This window comes from Kaistella soli (assembly GCF_019038595.1).
Taxonomy (GTDB): Bacteria; Bacteroidota; Bacteroidia; order Flavobacteriales; family Weeksellaceae; genus Kaistella; species Kaistella soli.
The window spans coordinates 229,953-244,578 of sequence record NZ_JAHOPF010000004.1 but is presented as its reverse complement, the minus strand read 5'-3'; the positions used below and the strand labels follow the sequence as shown (position 1 = coordinate 244,578).

The 14,626-nt window shown below is 39.1% G+C and carries 10 protein-coding genes and 1 riboswitch; of the genes, 9 read left to right on the top strand and 1 reads right to left on the bottom strand.

From position 1 onward, the window contains the following. Positions 1-4 precede the first annotated feature (4 nt). Genes KSK37_RS09250 through KSK37_RS09235 form a run of 4 tightly spaced genes read left to right on the top strand, consistent with a single transcriptional unit; the run spans position 5 to position 4,066 of the window. Entirely contained in the window at positions 5-1,168 is a 1,164-nt protein-coding gene (locus tag KSK37_RS09250; protein WP_217201012.1) for a hypothetical protein, read from the top strand. Positions 1,169-1,223: 55 nt separating this feature from the next. Beyond that, on the top strand, positions 1,224-2,243 hold the full coding sequence (locus KSK37_RS09245; RefSeq protein WP_217201010.1) for an AAA family ATPase: 1,020 nt from the start codon (positions 1,224-1,226) through the stop codon (positions 2,241-2,243). Between the two features lie 21 nt (positions 2,244-2,264). Beyond that, positions 2,265-3,587 (top strand): DUF58 domain-containing protein, encoded by a 1,323-nt coding sequence (locus KSK37_RS09240; RefSeq protein WP_217201008.1) that lies wholly within the window; start codon positions 2,265-2,267, stop codon positions 3,585-3,587. A 56-nt stretch (positions 3,588-3,643) separates the two neighbouring features. After that, positions 3,644-4,066 (top strand): OsmC family protein, encoded by a 423-nt coding sequence (locus tag KSK37_RS09235; protein ID WP_217201007.1) that lies wholly within the window; start codon positions 3,644-3,646, stop codon positions 4,064-4,066. A gap of 39 nt (positions 4,067-4,105) precedes the next feature. Here the strand turns inward: KSK37_RS09235 and KSK37_RS09230 are convergent, their stop codons facing one another. Beyond that, entirely contained in the window at positions 4,106-6,736 is a 2,631-nt protein-coding gene (locus KSK37_RS09230) for an MGH1-like glycoside hydrolase domain-containing protein (RefSeq protein ID WP_217201005.1), read from the bottom strand. 110 nt (positions 6,737-6,846) lie between these two features. Next, a riboswitch (SAM riboswitch) is annotated at positions 6,847-6,951 on the top strand. Between the two features lie 54 nt (positions 6,952-7,005). Between KSK37_RS09230 and KSK37_RS09225 the strand changes: the two genes are divergently transcribed. The 5 genes from KSK37_RS09225 (at position 7,006) to metH (ending at position 14,612) form a co-directional block, all read left to right on the top strand. After that, complete coding sequence (locus tag KSK37_RS09225; protein ID WP_217201003.1) at positions 7,006-7,950, top strand: alpha/beta fold hydrolase; 945 nt, start codon at positions 7,006-7,008, stop codon at positions 7,948-7,950. Between the two features lie 2 nt (positions 7,951-7,952). Beyond that, positions 7,953-9,494, top strand: a complete 1,542-nt coding sequence (locus tag KSK37_RS09220; RefSeq protein WP_217201001.1) for an ACT domain-containing protein — start codon at positions 7,953-7,955, stop codon at positions 9,492-9,494. A gap of 19 nt (positions 9,495-9,513) precedes the next feature. Beyond that, positions 9,514-10,674, top strand: a complete 1,161-nt coding sequence (locus KSK37_RS09215; RefSeq protein ID WP_217200999.1) for a trans-sulfuration enzyme family protein — start codon at positions 9,514-9,516, stop codon at positions 10,672-10,674. Between the two features lie 190 nt (positions 10,675-10,864). Further along, positions 10,865-11,875: a homocysteine S-methyltransferase family protein gene (locus tag KSK37_RS09210; RefSeq protein ID WP_217200998.1), complete on the top strand. Its 1,011-nt coding sequence runs from the start codon at positions 10,865-10,867 to the stop codon at positions 11,873-11,875. A 79-nt stretch (positions 11,876-11,954) separates the two neighbouring features. Then, positions 11,955-14,612, top strand: coding sequence for a methionine synthase (gene metH, locus KSK37_RS09205; protein ID WP_217200996.1), 2,658 nt, complete (start codon positions 11,955-11,957; stop codon positions 14,610-14,612). The last annotated feature ends 14 nt before the right edge of the window (positions 14,613-14,626 follow it).

Below are 14,626 nucleotides of genomic sequence, written 5' to 3'. Positions count from 1 at the left end.
ATTTTTGAATAAGACTTTCAAATTATACGGTATTATTTTCCTCATCGTTTTGGCGGTGTTGGCTTTGCTGGAGCTTAATAAAACCTCGGTTACGGATTGGCGTAAAAATTTTGATGTAAATAAAAAGACGCCTTTTGGACTGTTCGTCTTTAATAAAGAATCCAATCATTTTTTTGATAATCAATTAAAGAAAATCCAGATTTCCCCTTACGATTATTATAAAAGCAACAGGAAAACACCGCATAATATTTTGATCATTGAATCAGATATCGATGAAGTTTCCTGGGAAAAAATTCTTGATCGGGTGGACGAGGGATCTGATTTAATGTTTATCTCTGAAAAATTCCCTGAGTATCTTTCTGATGAATTGGGTTTTCAGCATTTGTATGAAAATTATGGTGAAAGAAACGTGCTGACGCTCACTGATAAAAAATTCGTAAAAGATTCGTTGGTTTTGGATAAATTGCCGTGGGAACGAGGTTTTGTAAGCATTCTCAAATACCACGAAATTTTGGGAGGAAATACAGACGAGAAAGGAAATAGAAAAGCTAATTTCATTAAAATAAATTACGGAGAAGGGCATATCTATCTGCACGCCGAACCTTTGATCGTAACCAATTATTACTTACTGGGTCCGGGTAACGACAAATATGTGCAGGATGTTTTCTCCTATCTTCCCGGCCGCGAGACGGTTTGGTTTTCGGCAAAAAATGAAAAGGCCGCCGAATCCTCTTCTCCCATGCGTTTCATCCTCTCAAAACCTGCGCTCCGATATGCATGGTGGCTGCTGTTAGGTGGTCTGCTGCTTTTTGTTATTTTCAATGCAAAGCGGAAGCAGAGAATTGTTTCGGTTATCGAACCGCTCAAAAATAAATCGGTCGAATTTGTGAAAAGTATTGGCAATTTGTATCTTCAGGAAGGTGATTTTCACGATATGATGGCTAAAAAAGCGCAGTTTTTTCTGAATAAAGTAAGAATGGATTTACTCATTGATACCCAAAATCTTGACGGAGATTTTTCCCATAAACTTCATCTTAAAACAGGAAAAAGTCTAGAGGAAATCAATGAAGCGGTAACGCTGATCAAAAAAGGGCAGGATCCGTATGCCAGCGTGATGAAGGAGGATTTAATAAGAATGAATCATTTATTGGATCAAATTTTAAAATAATTAACGCTAAAAGGATTCGTGATAAGTGCGGACAATTTTGGTAAAAAAAACAGATATGGATAACTTAGAAAATATTCAGGAAAATACAGACAATGTTAACTCTGCTCCGGAATTTCAGTCAAGAATTGATATGACTGAACTTCAGCAAAGTTTAGAAAAAGTAAAATCTGAAATCGGAAAAGTGATTGTCGGGCAGGAAGCGATGATAGAACATCTATTGGCAGCTCTTTTGTCCAACGGTCATGTTTTGATTGAAGGCGTTCCCGGTGTTGCGAAAACCATTACGGCAAAATTGCTGGCGAAAACGATAGATGTCGGTTTCAGCAGGATTCAGTTTACCCCGGATGTGATGCCTTCAGATATTTTGGGAACTTCTGTTTTCAGTGTTAAAAATTCAGAGTTTGAATTTAAAAAAGGTCCCATTTTTTCGAGTTTTATTTTGATTGATGAAATCAACCGTTCGCCAGCGAAAACCCAGTCTGCGTTATTTGAGGTGATGGAAGAAAGGCAGATCACGATGGACGGAACGCAGTACGAGATGCAGGAACCGTTTCTTGTTGTTGCAACGCAAAACCCAATCGAGCACGAGGGAACTTACCGTCTTCCTGAGGCGCAGCTGGACCGTTTTCTTTTCAAAATAAATGTTGGTTATCCCAATCTTTCGCAGGAAGTCGAAATCATTAAAAACCAACACGAAAATAAGCTGGAAGATAAAACCGATGCCGTAAAGAAAGTAATCACAGGAATTCAGCTGAAAAATTATCAGGATATCGTAAAAAACATTCTTGTCGAGCCGCAGCTTTTGGAATATATCGCTAAAATTATTGTGAACACAAGAGAAAATCAGTTTCTGTATTTGGGAGCTTCACCGCGTGCAAGTTTGGCTTTACTCACCGCTTCCAAAGCTTTTGCAGCAATCCGTGGGAGAGATTTTGTAACTCCGGAAGATATCAAAGAAGGAAGCTATGCAGTTTTACGTCACCGAATCATGGTTTCGCCGGAACGAGAAATGGAAGGTTTAACTGCTGACGAAATCATCCGCCAGATTTTAGAAACCATTGAGATTCCACGATAATCTGTGCGTGAACTTTAATAAATGAAAAACCTTTACCTCAATAACCGTATTTTCTTCCTGCTTTTCGGAGCGGGATTTATTTACGTTTTGGCGTTTTTCTTTCCGGTTTTGATGTGGGTAGCTCATGTATTTTTAATTCTGATTTTTATCGCAGCTATTATTGATTTCCTGTTGCTTTTTAATCAGAAAGAGGTGGTTTTGGCGCAAAGAATTCTACCGGAGAAATTATCAAATGGCGACAGGAATTCTGTAAAAGTAGATGTGAAAAACACTTATCCTTTTCAGATCAAAATTAAGGTGATTGATGAAATTCCATTTCAGTTCCAGAAGCGCGATTTCTTAATTGAAAGAACCATTGAAACCCAAAAAAATGTATTTTTTGAATATTTTCTTGAGCCTAAAGAAAGGGGAGAATACAGTTTCGGTAACCTGAATGTTTTTGTAAAATCGCCGGTTGGCTTGGTTTCGCGAAGATTTACTTTTCAGAAAGACGCAATTCTGCCAAGTTATCCTTCATTTATTCATTTACGAAAATATGAACTGATGGCCTTGCAGAATGAATTTTTATTGGGCGGAATTAAAAAAATAAGGAAACTGGGTCACACGATGGAGTTCGAGCAGATTAAAGAGTATGTTCCGGGAGATGATGTGAGAACGATCAACTGGAAAGCAACTTCGAAACGGAATCAGCTGATGGTCAATCAGTTTCAGGATGAAAAATCGCAGCGGATTTTCATGCTGATTGATAAAGGAAGAACCATGCAGATGCCTTTCAATGGGCTAAGTCTGCTCGATTATTCAATTAATGCAACCATGGCTTTAAGTCATATCATCCTCAAAAAAAGTGACCGGGCCGGAATGATGACTTTCTCCAAAAAAACTGAAAATAAAGTTGCGGCAGATAACAAATCGGGACAGCTGAAAAAGATTTCTGAAGCTTTGTATAATGTTCAGACTAACTTCTACGAAAGTGATTTCAGCAGGCTTTATCAGGATGTAAAATTCAGTATTGGGCAGAGAAGTTTAATTTTGCTTTTCACTAATTTTGAAACGCTTGATGCGGTAAACCGTCAGATGAAATATCTTCGCGGAATCGCCAGGAATCATTTGCTGGTCATTGTATTCTTCCAGAATTCGGAATTGCAGAGCCTGATTCACAAAAACCCTGGAAATATGCAGGAAGTGTACGACGAAATTATCGCAGAAAAACTGGAGTTCGAGAAAAAACTGATCATTCAGGAACTCCGGAAATATGGAATTTATACCATTTACACGCTTCCCGAAAATTTAAATATCGAAGTCATTAATAAATATCTGGAAATAAAAGCGCGCGGGATTTTGTAATTTTGTGAGGTAATTAGGTACTATAACAGCTTGAAAAGTTTTTAAAATTTAAATTAATGAAAATCACTCTCAACAGAATTAACGACGATTATTTATTCGAATGTGCAAACCAGGCCGGCAACAAAATCCTGCTTGATAATACGTCACAACCCAACGCACAGGGAGTTTCTCCAATGGAAAGTATTCTGATGGCTGTTGCAGGATGCAGCGGAATCGACATGGTTTCTATCCTGAAAAAACAGCGACAGGAAATTACCGCTTTTTCAGCAGAAGTGGAAGGCGAACGTGTTCAGGTGGACGAAGCAAAACCTTTTAAATCTATCACTGTAAAGTTTTTTCTAAAAGGAAACATTGATCCTAAAAAAGCTTTGAAAGCCGCAGAACTTTCTTTTGAAAAATACTGTTCGGTTTCCAAGACTTTAGAACCAAATGTTACAGTGAATTACGAGGTTTACGTCAATGGAGAAAAAGCGGAATGATTGCCCAATTTTACTTCTGACCGTATTTAAAAATAAATCCTAAGAAAATTTCCCTTTCACCACGTTGCTGGGCTGTATGAGTTTTGCAATAGTCGCCGTCCATCCGGTTTGGTGTGAGGCACCAATTCCCATCCCAGTATCACCGTTGAAATATTCATAAAACATGATGTAATCTTTGAAATGCTCGTCATGATTCATTAAATAGTTTCCGCCGTTAAAAGGTCTTTCACCGTTTTCGTTTTTCGAAAAAATGGAATAGAGTCTTCTGCTTAAATTTTCTGATACATACAGCAAATCCTTCATTTCGCCGCTGCCAGTTGGAAATTCGATCTGGAGACTGTCTCCATAATAATAATGGAAACGCTGCAGACTTTCCACAATCAGAAAATTAATAGGGAACCAAATTGGTCCGCGCCAGTTGCTGTTTCCGCCGAACATGCGGCTGTCACTTTCGGCGGGAGTATATTTTACAGTAAAATCCTGCCCGTCAACGGTGAACCGAAATGGGTTTTCTTCATAAACTTTTGACATGGAACGGATTCCGTAATCTGACAGAAACTCTTTTTCATCCACCATTCTCTGCAAAATTCTTTTGAGACGGGTTTTCCGCAGGACACTCATCAGGTGTTTACCGCCTTGTCCTTCCACTTCCCAGTGTGAAACAAGATTGGCAAGTTCAGGTTTGTTTTTTAGGATCCATTTCATTCTTTTGGTGAAGTTCGGAAGTTTTTCCAGCGTTTCGTGTTCAATTATTTCTACAGCAAACATCGGAATCAAACCGACAATGCTTCTCAGTTTTAACGAAACAGAATCACCGTTGTTGAGCTGTAAAACATCGTAGAAAAAGCCGTCTTCTTCGTTCCACAGACCGTTTTTCGTTTCACCCAGATTTTCCATCGCTTCGGCAATGTAAAGATAGTGTTCAAAAAATTTGATCGCCATGTCTTCGTAAACCGGATTGTAAAGAGCAAGTTCCATGGAAATACGCATCATGTTCAAAGCAAACATAGCCATCCAGCTTGTGCCGTCAGCCTGTTCCAGATGGTCGCCGTTTTTAAACTGCATATTTCGGTCAAAAGCGCCAATATTATCAAGACCGAGAAAGCCTCCGCCGAAAACATTGTTTCCTTTTTTGTCTTTTCGGTTCACCCACCAGGTAAAATTGAGGAGCAGTTTCTGGAAAACACTTTCCAGAAAAGGAATATCAGGTTTTCCGTTGATTTTCTCATCAATTTTAAAAACCCTGAAAGTTGACCAAGCATGCACAGGCGGGTTCACGTCGCTGAAATCCCATTCGTAAGCAGGAAGCTGTCCGTTCGGATGAATATACCATTCCTTCGTCAGGAGCTTAAGCTGATGTTTCGCAAAACCAGAATCCACGATCGCAAAAGGAACGCAGTGAAAAGCCAGATCCCAGGTTGCAAACCACGGATATTCCCATTTGTCGGGCATGGAAATAATATCTTTGTTCTGCATATGTCCCCATTCGGTATTTCTTACATGATGATGGAAATTTCTGTCTGCTTTATAATTAGGATCGCCTTTCAGCCATTTGGAAACGTTGTAATAGTAGAACTGTTTGTTCCACAAAAGTCCTGCAAAAGCCTGTCTCTGGATGTTTTTTTCTTCTTCATTTGGAATGTCGGTCTGAAATTCATCATAAAACTCCTGAGCTTCATTTTTTCTTAAACTAAAAATTTCATCAAAATCAAAGAAAGTATCTTCCATGTCATGCGGGCTTAACCGGAAATCAAAACTTTGACTTTCCCCAGCATCAAGTTCTGCATCAATGAAAAAGCTGGCTTTAGTTCCGGTTCTTTCCGGGTTGATTGCGGTTGCTTTTCCATGGATGAGATAATCATTAATCCCGTCCTTGAAAAACCGAGCTTCGGAAGGGGAATTAAAAAGTTTTGGAGAATTTGTTTCGTTATTACAGAAGAATGCTTTGGTGTTTTTATCCCTCGCGTAAAGTTTTTTTATCGAGATGCTTTCATGTTCAATTTCGATAATTCCATTCACCGAGGATTTTAGTTGAGGCTGATAATCCCCGTATCCCCAGCTCCAGTCATTACGGTACCATACGGTCGGAAGAATGACAAGCTGAGCTTTTTTATCACTTCTGTTAACCGCTGTGACACGGATCAGAAAATCGTCATGATTAATTTTAGCATACTCAATAAAAATATCGAAATACTCCCTGTTATCAAAAATTTGAGTATTTACAATTTCGAATTCCGGTTCTTTTTTACTTCGCCGTGCATTCTCAGCAATTAATTCATCATAAGGAAATTCATTAATTGGATATTTATACACCATTTTCATGTAAGAATGCGTGGGTGTATTATCCAGATAATAGAAAATTTCCTTGATGTCTTCACCGTGATTTCCCTGGTGATTGCTCAAACCAAAGAAGCGTTCCTTGATCATTTTGTCCTTACGGTTCCAGAAAGAAAACGCAAAACATAACCGCTGTTTGTTATCACAAATCCCGGCAATGCCGTCTTCATTCCATCGGTATGCGCGGCTTAAAGCATCATTGTAATTGGTGTATCCCCATGCATTCCCGTTGGAACTGTAATCTTCCCGAACGGTTCCCCACTGGCGGTTACTCACGTAAGGCCCCCATTTTTTCCAGCTTTCATCAAGGATTCTCTGTTTCTCTGCGGTCATAAAATCATATTTCAGTTGCGAAATTATGAAATTATTATTTCCCGTGTTTTTACAGAAATCCAAAAAATTACATATCTTTGCCATAGATTTTGTTCATTTACATATTGAAAATGTTATCAAGAAAGGTGGAGAGATTAGACTCAATGAAACCTTGGCAACCCTTCGGAAACGGAGAAGGTGCTACATTCTATTCGCTTTGGCGATGCAGATAACACGAACTTATTTTACCCATTTCAGGTAGCATTTTCAATTTTAATTTTATTTATAAATTGGAAACTCCGCTACAAAATATCATTCTTCAAAACTTTAAATTAAAATCAGGAAAAATCCTTGATATTAATTTGTGCTATCAGATTTTCGGTCGGGATTTATTTTCTGCACCCATTATTCTCATCAATCATGCCTTAACCGGAAACTCCAATGTTTCAGGCGAAAAAGGGTGGTGGAAAACTTTAGTGGGCAAGAAAAAAATTATTGATACCGAAAAATTTACTGTAATCTGTTTCAATATTCCCGGAAATGGTTTTGACGGAATTTTAATTGAAAATTATGAAGATTTCAAAACTATTGACATCGCAAATATTTTTTTAGAAGGTTTGAGTTCCTTAAATATCAACCAACTTCATACGCTTATCGGCGGATCTTTGGGCGGTGCAATTGGATGGGAAATGTTAGCGACACAGCCGGATTTGGCGGAGAATTTTATCCCCATTGCCTGCGATTTCAAAACTTCGGACTGGCTGCATGCGCAGTGTCTGATTCAGAAATTTTTGCTCGCCTCAGAACAGGAACCTTTACAGAAAGCAAGAATCCACGCAATGTTATGTTACCGTACACCGGAATCGCTGAACGTCCGTTTCAAAAATGAATTTGACACCGAAAAGGAAATCTTCAAATCTCATGACTGGCTCAATTATCACGGAAAAAAATTAAACGAAAGGTTTAGTTTACGCGCGTATCATTTGATGAATCATCTTTTGATAAAAATTGATGCTGATAAAAGAATGCTTAAAAATATCAAAGCAAATATCCATTTTGTTGCTGTGAATTCTGATTTGTTTTTTCCTGCTTTTGAAATGAAAAAATGTTATGATCATCTTAGCAAAACAAAAGAAAATACTTTTTACCACGAGATAAAATCAATGCACGGACACGATGCCTTTTTAATGGAATATGAACAGCTGAAGGAAATTTTAGAAAAAATAATTAAGTAAAAATGACAAAGAATAATAATCAGATAAAAGTGTTGAAAAACCGCGCGATCATCAAATTTGAAGGTAAAAATTTCCTCGGTGAAGTAGGCGTGGACGGAAGAATTTTCAAAGCACTGACTTATGCAAGAATAAGTGTAGGAGTAATTTCGCAACAGGCAATTGAAAACGGAATCTCGGTTTTGGTAAGTGATACTGATGCGGAAAAAGCGGTGAACTGCTTAATTAACGAGTTTGAAGAGGAAAGAAAATCCGGAAAAGTAAACCTTATTTACAGCATTAATAATGTTTCTGTAATTGGTTTTGTTTCCAAAGATTTTAATAAAATAATGTCTGAACTTGCCAGAAACAATATATTCCCGCTGATCCTGAATCAGGTTTCAGCCGAAGACCGCGTAAATATTGTTGTCACCTCTTCACAGGATGAAAAAGCAAAAAATATCATCGAGGCGGAAATCTTCGCGAAACCGAAAACTGTTCATCTTGCAATTATCGGTCACGGAAATGTTGGAAAAACCTTGATAGAACAGGTTTTGGAAAGTGCCGAAGAAATCAGAAACAGAAAGAAAATAGATCTGAAAATTATTGCGGTGGCGAATTCAAAAAAGATCGCCCTTAATAAAGCAGGTTTCAGTGAAAACTGGAATGATGAAATTCTGGTTGCGGAACGGCCGTCAGAAATTTCGGAATTAATTTCTTTTTCGCAGCAAAATCAACTGGAAAATCTGATCGTTGTTGACAATACAGCGAGCAAAGAGTTTGTGAAAAACTATCCGGTTTTGGCGGAAAACGGTTTCGATCTTGTTTCCTCAAACAAAATCTTCAACACACTTCCAATTTCAGATTACCGGAATTTCCGCCACATTCTGGCGAAACGGAATAAAAAATATCTTTATGAAACTAATGTTGGAGCGGGTTTGCCATTAATTGACACCATTAAACTTCTGCATTTGTCGGGTGAAAATATTACTAGAATTAAAGGCGTATTTTCAGGTTCACTGAGTTACATTTTCAATAATTTTTCGGTGCGCGAGGAGAAATTCTCAAGCATTCTGAAAGAAGCAATGGAAAAAGGATTTACTGAACCGGATCCGAGAGAAGATTTATCAGGAAACGATGTTGCTAGAAAACTGCTGATTCTCGCAAGAGAGCTTGATTTAATTAATGAATTTAAAGACATCGACGTAGAAAACTTAGTTCCAAAGCAATTAAGAAATATCAGTAATTCTGAGTTTTCTTCGAAGTTAAATGAACTGGACGAAGTCTTTGAAAACATCAAAAATGGCCAGGCTGAAAACCATGTTTTGCGTTTCGTTGGTGATTTACATGGCGATCTGCAGCAGGAAAAAGGACTTCTGGATGTGAAATTGGTTTCCGTTCCCGCCAACTCTGCACTTGGACAATTGAAAGGCTCCGATTCTATCTTTGAAATCTATACCGAAAGTTATGGCGAAAATCCGATCGTAATTATGGGAGCCGGAGCCGGAGCGAAAGTTACCGCAAGAGGCGTTTTCGGAGATATTTTAAGACTTTCAGAAAATAAATAATAAAACCACTCAAAATAATATGTCAGAACATTTTGAAACCAGCGCAATCCGCATTCAGTCTGAACGTTCACAGTTTGATGAGCATTCAACACCTTTATATCTAACTTCAAGTTTCGTTTTTCAGGATGCTGAAGATATGCGTTCGAGTTTTGCGGAGGAAAAGCAGAAAAATTTATACAGCCGTTTTTCAAATCCAAATGTGAATGAATTCACCGAAAAAATAGTGAAACTGGAAGGCGCAGAAGACGGATATTCCTTTGCAACAGGCATGGCGGCGATTTATTCCGCATTTGCAGCATTATTGAATTCAGGTGATCATATTCTGAGCTGTCAGTCAGTTTTTGGTTCTACTCACACGCTTTTTACAAAATATTTCCCAAAATGGAATATTGAAACGACCTATTTTAAAGCAGACGAAACCGATTTAGAAAAATATTTAAATCCAAGCACCAAAATTCTATATGTCGAAACGCCAACCAATCCGGCCATTGAAGTTTTGGATTTAGAATTTTTAGGAAAATTTGCTAAGAAAAACAACCTCATTTTCATCGTTGATAACTGTTTTGCGACGCCTTATCTTCAGCAGCCGATAAAATTCGGGGCAGATTTGGTGGTTCATTCGGCGACAAAATTAATTGATGGGCAAGGTCGCGTTTTGGGCGGAATTGCAGTCGGCAGAAAAGATCTGATCCGGGAAATATATCTATTCGCCCGAAATACCGGACCCGCAATGTCGCCTTTCAACGCCTGGATTTTAAGCAAAAGCCTCGAAACACTTGCGGTTCGGGTAGAGAAACATTGCGAAAACGCCCAAAAAGTGGCAGAATTTCTCGAAACTCATCCCAATGTTTCATTGGTGAAATATCCTTTCCTGAAATCGCATCCCAATTACGAAACTGCTAAAAATCAAATGAAACTGGGCGGAAACATCGTGGCTTTTGAAGTGAAAGGTGGCATCGAAGCCGGCAGAAATTTTCTAAATAAAATAAAAATGTGTTCGCTGTCCGCCAATCTTGGGGACACCAGGACTATTGTTACGCATCCTGCTTCCACAACGCATTCAAAACTTTCTGAAGAGGAGAGAAATGAAGTGGGAATTACAGCTGGTTTGGTGCGCTGTTCGGTTGGTTTAGAGCATGTAGACGATATTATTGAGGATTTGAAACAGGCTTTAGATTAGAAATAGGAGAAAGATCAGAAGCAGGAATATTCCCGCTCCTAAGAAATACCCGTCCCGCTCTCCGCTGTATCTTTTTTGCTTTTTGGGATGTGTTTTCAAAGGAAATTCTTTAAAAAGCAAAAAAGGATGCCGCTTCGATCGGGGCTAAAATAGATCTCCCGGCCTTCGGTTAAAACAATAAAAAATTAAAATGAAAAATTCAGAACAGTTATACAAAGCCATTTCCGAACGAATCCTCGTACTCGACGGAGCGATGGGAACAATGCTTCAGCGGTACAAATTTGAGGAAGAAGATTACCGCGGCGAAAGATTCAAAGATTGGGAATATCCACTTAAAGGAAACAATGATTTGCTGTCGCTAACTCAGCCTCAGGCGATTGAGGAAGTTCACCGCAAATATCTTGAAGCCGGTGCCGACATTATTGAAACCAATACTTTTTCCGGAACCACCATCGCCATGGCAGATTATCACATGGAAGATCTGGTTTACGAACTCAATTATGAGTCAGCAAAAATTGCAAGAAAAGTTTGCGACGAATTCTCCGCAAAAAATCCGGAGAAACCAAGATTTGTTGCGGGTTCTATTGGACCAACCAATAAAACAGCAAGTTTAAGTCCGGATGTTAATGATCCCGGATTTCGTGCGATTACTTTCGACGAATTAAGAATTGCTTACAAACAGCAGTCAGAAGCTCTTTTAGATGGCGGTTCGGATATTCTTTTAGTCGAAACAGTTTTTGATACGCTGAACGCTAAAGCCGCTCTTTTTGCCATTGATGAGATTCAGGAGGAAAGAAAAATAGAAATTCCAATCATGGTTTCCGGAACGATTACCGATGCTTCCGGTCGAACTTTAAGCGGACAGACCGCGGAAGCTTTTCTCATCTCAGTTTCTCATTTAAATCTTTTAAGCGTAGGTTTCAACTGCGCGCTTGGTGCAGAGCAGCTTACTCCTTATTTGGAAACGCTTTCGAATAATTCTGAGTTTTATATTTCAGCCTACCCGAATGCCGGACTTCCGAATGCTTTCGGCCAATACGACGAATCTCCGGAGTTTATGGCTGCGCAGATTAAAGAATATGCCGAAAAAGGTTTAATCAATATCATCGGTGGCTGCTGCGGAACCACGCCGCCACATATCAAAGCAATCGCTGATTTGGTAAAAAATTATGAACCCAGAAAAATTAATGTAACGATCTAATAATTTAAAAATGTAACATCAATGTTTGTAGTCTTAAAATATTGGTAAACCGTTACATTGATAAGTTGGTAAATTAATTATGAAATACTTAAAACTTTCAGGTCTCGAACCTTTAATTATAACTCCCGAATCCAATTTTATTAACGTTGGGGAAAGAACTAATGTCGCGGGTTCTAAAAAATTTCTCCGTTTAATCAAAGAAGAAAATTTCTCTGAAGCACTCGATATTGCGCGGCATCAGGTTGATGGCGGAGCACAGATTCTCGATGTGAATTTTGATGACGGACTTCTGGACGGAAAAGCCGCCATGGTTAAATTTTTAAACCTAATTGCTTCGGAACCGGATATTTCCAGAATTCCGATCATGATTGATTCTTCAAAATGGGAAATACTGGAAGCCGGTTTACAGGTTGTTCAGGGAAAATGTGTGGTGAATTCAATCAGTTTAAAAGAAGGAGAGGAAGAATTTAAAAATCACGCAAAGAAAATAAAACGTTACGGCGCTGCGGTAATTGTAATGGCTTTTGACGAAAACGGACAGGCAGATAATTATGACAGACGGATTGAAATCTGCAAGCGCTCTTATGATATTTTGGTGAGCGAAATAGGTTTTCCTTCGGAAGATATTATTTTCGATCTTAATATTTTTCCCGTTGCCACCGGAATGGAAGAGCACCGGAAAAATGCACTCGATTTTATTGAGGCCACGAAATGGGTAAAAGAAAATCTTCCTAATGTTTCGGTAAGCGGCGGTGTTTCCAATGTTTCCTTCTCTTTCCGCGGAAACGACCGGGTGCGCGAGGCCATGCATTCAGTTTTTCTGTATCACGCGATTAAGGCAGGAATGAATATGGGAATCGTGAATCCATCGATGCTGGAAGTGTATGACGAAATCCCAAAAGATTTATTGGAATTGGTTGAAGATGTAATGCTTGACAGGAGTGATGACGCTACGGAAAGACTTCTTGAATATTCTGAAAGGGTAAAATCAACAAAAAAAGAAGTCACAGAAGAACTCGAATGGCGGAAAGAGCCGTTGCAGGAACGCATAACACATGCACTAGTGAAAGGAATCGACCGTTTCATTATTGAAGATGTAGAGGAAGCTCGACAGCTTTCTTCAAGACCTTTGGATGTTATTGAAATTAATTTAATGACCGGAATGGGCGTTGTAGGCGATCTTTTCGGAAGCGGAAAAATGTTCCTTCCTCAGGTTGTGAAGTCCGCCAGAGTCATGAAAAAAGCTGTGGCTTATTTGCAGCCTTTTATTGAAGCTCAAAAAGACCAGACCCAGAAAGCGAACGGAAAAATCTTAATGGCAACCGTAAAGGGCGATGTTCACGATATCGGTAAAAATATTGTGAGCGTAGTTTTGGGCTGTAATAATTATGAAATCGTGGATTTGGGAGTGATGGTTCCTGCTGAGAAGATCATTCAGGCAGCGATCGAACACGAGGTGGATGTTATTGGTCTAAGTGGATTAATTACGCCGAGTTTAGACGAAATGGTGCATGTCGCGGATGAACTTCAGCGTAAAAACTTAAAGTTCCCATTAATGATCGGCGGTGCAACGACGTCTAAAGCTCACACGGCGGTGAAAATTTTCCCAAAATATTCGCAGCCTGTAGTTCATGTTAACGATGCTTCCCGTGCCGTTGGCGTTGTATCCCAGCTTTTGGATAGAAACAGCGAACAGTTTAAAGCTGATCTGAAGATCGATTACGAAGATTTCAGAGAGAAGTTTCTTAACAGGCAAACTGACAAAGAATATATTACCATCGAAGAAGCCAGAAATCAGAAATTCAAAATAGACTGGGAAAAAGAAGAAATTAAAACTCCTAATCAGCTCGGCATTCACATCATCGAAAATCAGGACTTAAAGGAACTTCTTGATTTTGTGGACTGGACACCTTTTTTCAGAAGTTGGGAACTTTACGGAAAATATCCGCAGATTTTAACCGATGAGATTGTGGGTCAACATGCGACAGAACTTTTCAGTGATGCACAGAAAATTTTAAATAAAATTCTGGAGGAAAAACTCTTTACTGCAAAAGGAATATTCGGGATTTTCCCTGCAAACTCGCTTGAAAATGATGATGTTGAGGTGAATGACGAAAACGGAAATGAATTGGCGATCTTCAGGACGCTTCGCCAGCAGCACAAAAAGTCAGAAGGCAAGGAATATCTGGCTCTGAGCGATTTTATTGCGCCGAAAACTTCCGCAAAAATGGATTATATCGGGGCTTTCTGCGTTACCACCGGTTTTGGTACGGAGGAATTGGCTCAGAAATATTACGATGATCAGGATGATTATAACGCGATTATTGTAAAAGCTTTGGCTGACCGGCTTGCAGAAGCTTTTGCTGAATTTTTGCATCATAAAGTCCGAACGGAATTCTGGGGTTATGCAGCAAATGAGAACTTGGAAAACGAAGATTTAATTGCAGAGAAATATTCAGGGATCCGTCCGGCACCGGGATATCCAGCCTGTCCGGATCATTTGGAAAAACTTACCATTTGGGATTTGCTGAAAGTGAAAGAAAATATTGGAGTAGAACTCACCGAAAGCCTCGCGATGTTTCCGACAGCTGCAGTTTCGGGATATTATTTTGCGAATCCAAAAGCCAAATATTTCGGCGTGGGAAAAATCGCCGAAGACCAACTGAAAGACTTTGCAGAAAGGAAAAATATCGATTTGGAATTTGCCAGAAAATGGCTAAGCCCGAATCTGGCGTAATTCCCGCACAATAA

Coding starts and splice junctions, on each gene's coding strand:
- KSK37_RS09245 (WP_217201010.1), top strand. CDS start 1,224: ATGGATAACTTAGAAAATATTCAGGAAAATACAGACAATGTTAACTCT.
- KSK37_RS09240 (WP_217201008.1), top strand. CDS start 2,265: ATGAAAAACCTTTACCTCAATAACCGTATTTTCTTCCTGCTTTTCGGA.
- KSK37_RS09235 (WP_217201007.1), top strand. CDS start 3,644: ATGAAAATCACTCTCAACAGAATTAACGACGATTATTTATTCGAATGT.
- KSK37_RS09230 (WP_217201005.1), bottom strand. CDS start 6,736: ATGACCGCAGAGAAACAGAGAATCCTTGATGAAAGCTGGAAAAAATGG.
- KSK37_RS09220 (WP_217201001.1), top strand. CDS start 7,953: ATGACAAAGAATAATAATCAGATAAAAGTGTTGAAAAACCGCGCGATC.
- KSK37_RS09215 (WP_217200999.1), top strand. CDS start 9,514: ATGTCAGAACATTTTGAAACCAGCGCAATCCGCATTCAGTCTGAACGT.
- KSK37_RS09210 (WP_217200998.1), top strand. CDS start 10,865: ATGAAAAATTCAGAACAGTTATACAAAGCCATTTCCGAACGAATCCTC.
- metH (WP_217200996.1), top strand. CDS start 11,955: ATGAAATACTTAAAACTTTCAGGTCTCGAACCTTTAATTATAACTCCC.